General features: G+C 63.6%; 3 protein-coding genes. 1 reads left to right on the top strand and 2 read right to left on the bottom strand.

What is annotated here, in order from left to right; genetic code table 11:
- On the bottom strand, nt 1–578 hold a 578-nt coding region (locus ACFPME_RS17590), incomplete at its 3' end, for a glycosyl hydrolase family 28-related protein (RefSeq protein ID WP_377306999.1).
- Nucleotides 579–736: 158 nt separating this feature from the next.
- Between ACFPME_RS17590 and ACFPME_RS17585 the strand changes: the two genes are divergently transcribed.
- Nucleotides 737–1,792, top strand: coding sequence for an IS630 family transposase (locus ACFPME_RS17585; protein ID WP_377306998.1), 1,056 nt, complete (start codon nt 737–739; stop codon nt 1,790–1,792).
- Between the two features lie 266 nt (nt 1,793–2,058).
- On the opposite strand, the gene ACFPME_RS17580 is transcribed toward ACFPME_RS17585, so the two are convergent.
- A partial coding sequence (locus ACFPME_RS17580; RefSeq protein ID WP_377306997.1) for a right-handed parallel beta-helix repeat-containing protein occupies nt 2,059–2,561 on the bottom strand: 503 nt, incomplete at its 5' end.

Genomic DNA, 2,561 nt, shown 5'->3' with positions numbered 1-2,561 from the left:
GAAATCGTCAGGTCGTGCACATAGACCTTGCTGGACGCGAGGATGTCGATGCCCATGCCCCATTCGCCGGTGGTGCCGATATGCCGGGCGCGCTCGCCGACAATCGCGCCGCCGGTGATCTCGACGTCCGTCACCTTCCAGGCCTTGATCACATGGGAGCGATCGCTGCTGTTGGGCAGGGCCTGCAGCTGGGCGCCTGCACTCAACTGCAGGCGAACATGCGAGCGCATGTTGATCGAGCGCAACGCGTCGATCATGTAGGTGCCGGCGGGTACCGTGATGGTGCCGCCGGTCGAAGGCAGCGAGTTGATCGCCGCCTGGAACGCGGCAGTATCGTCGTGCTGGCCGTTGCCCAGGGCGCCGGCGCTGCGCACGTCGATGGTGGTGCTGCCGATCGACACGCTCGGCGTGGCCGACCACCAGTTGGCGGCGGCAGCCGGCAGCGCAGCGACGCTGAAAGCCAGCGCGAGGCTCGCAGCAATCAACGAGCGCGAAAGAGTGCGGCCAGTGCGTGCGCGGAGCCGGTTTGCGAGGGGGGCGCCAACGAAGGCGGCGGCGACGATCTTTGTGCTGGACATGGTGCGAAACCTCTTGGTTGGCGGAATGTTCACGGTAAGAATGCATGCTTTTCACGCGGTGAACACAAGAGATTTGGCGACGTAGTTCACGCTGCAAAAGATTGCTTCCTCTTTGTCTATTGCACTGAAACAAGCAACTTGTTACGCACAAATCGGAAGTGCGGCGCCGTCGTCCGGCCGCGGTGTTGAAGCTCAGCAAGAGCGAACGCGACGAACTTCAGCAGCAGGCTGAAGCACGCGACGGTCGTGCGGATTCCGCACGACATGCAAGATTGATCCTGCTGCTGGCCGAAGGTCTCACCTGGGCCGAAATTCGCATGCAACTCCATTGCAGCGACAGCTACATCGCGCGCTGGAGCAAGCGGTTTCGCGAAGAAAGGCTGGCCGGTCTCTACGCGCGCTACGCCGGTCGCGAGCGCTACAAAGTCACCGATCGGCTGGAGTTGCGGGTACTGAACCGCACCCGCCAACGCAGGCCATCCGACGGATCCAGGCACTGGTCGTCACGCAAGCTGGCGGCCGAACTCGGCGGCGCTGTCTCGCACACCACGGTGGCGCGCATCTGGTCCCGACACGGCATCACGCCGCATGGCCTGCGGCATACCGCAATGCCCGACGCACCGGCGGTAGCCACGCGTGCGATCGATATCATCGGCGTGTATCTGCATCGGCCGCAGCATGCCGCGATATTTCGGGTGGAAGAATCCGCGGCGCCAGATGAGAACCATGCGAAACCAGCCGCGCGGCAGCGCGAGGCCGCCGCGCGCGAAGGCGTGCGAGCGTTGTACGCGGCATTGAAAAGCGGCGGCGACACGTTCGAGGCGGAGCCGGGCAAACGCCAGACATCGGCCGAGTTCGCAGCCTTTCTCGCCGCGGTCGCCGCGGAGCAACCGGCCGACCGGGAGATTCGCGTCATCGCGGACAATCCACCGGCGAGTAAGACGCGTGCGCTCGCCACGCTGATGACGAATCATCCGAACCTGCGCATGCAGTTCATGGCCAACCATGGGGCCTGGCTCAACCAGGTGGAAGAAAGCCTGACGGAGATGGAGCGCAGCGGGGGTTCGGCGGATGACAGCAAGCCGGCGGCGCATCTCGAACAGAAGCTGATGCGCTACCTGCGGCGCCGCAGCCAGCGTGCCCGCTCGTTGAAGTGGAAGCACGTCGAAACGCGAAAGGGCGACGACCGCCCGGGAAACGGCAACCAGGCATAGCCGTGGGGACGCCTCCAGGCACCAAAGCTGGTGCGTTTGCGCTGCCATGGCGCAGGAACGTCCGGCGTCGATTGGACGGCCAGATGCATCATGCGGCGATGTCCGCCGCTGGCCAACCGCGTAACTTCAGCGGAAGGGATGATCCGGGCGGCCATCCGCCCGGATCAGTGTCTTCATCGTCTCCTGCTCACCGGCTCCGGGAGACCGACTGGCCATGCCGGCCTCCCGGACGATACGCCGTTCATCAGGAGCATCGACCATGCCCGCTACGGCTTGGGAGACAGGGTGTTGCCCGACAACGAGATGTTCCGCGCGCGCGGGTCGATATCCAGATCGCGGGGGCTTGAGGTCAACGTGTAGATCGACTTCTGGTTAGTCACGAACCAGCGCGTGCTGTTGTAGATGATCTTGTTGCTGGCGATCCTCACGTCATGCGCGGGGGACGTCAGGTAGATGCCGTCGAAATCGTTTTCCGTGATCAGATTGCCCGTAATCGAAGCGCTGTTGGCGGTGGCCCGGATGTACACGCCATACCCATGGTTGCCTTTGAGCGTGTTTGATGCGAGCACCACCCCACTCACGTTGGCGCTCATCTCCAGACCGTTGCCCTTGTTGCCGATCATGCGGCTGGCTTCGATGCGAATGTTCCGGCTCAGACCCTGGCTCTGGGGTTCGATGTCGATGCCGTGCTCCGGTTTGGTGCCGTGCGTATTGCTGAATGTGCTGTTGTACACATAGACGCGGTCCACCGGGCCGAACGACAGGCCCT

The sequence above is a fragment of the Rhodanobacter umsongensis genome (assembly GCF_042654965.1).
Taxonomy (GTDB): Bacteria; Pseudomonadota; Gammaproteobacteria; order Xanthomonadales; family Rhodanobacteraceae; genus Rhodanobacter; species Rhodanobacter umsongensis.
Note: the sequence above shows the minus strand (reverse complement) of the source record. Positions and strands in the feature narration are given on the sequence as shown.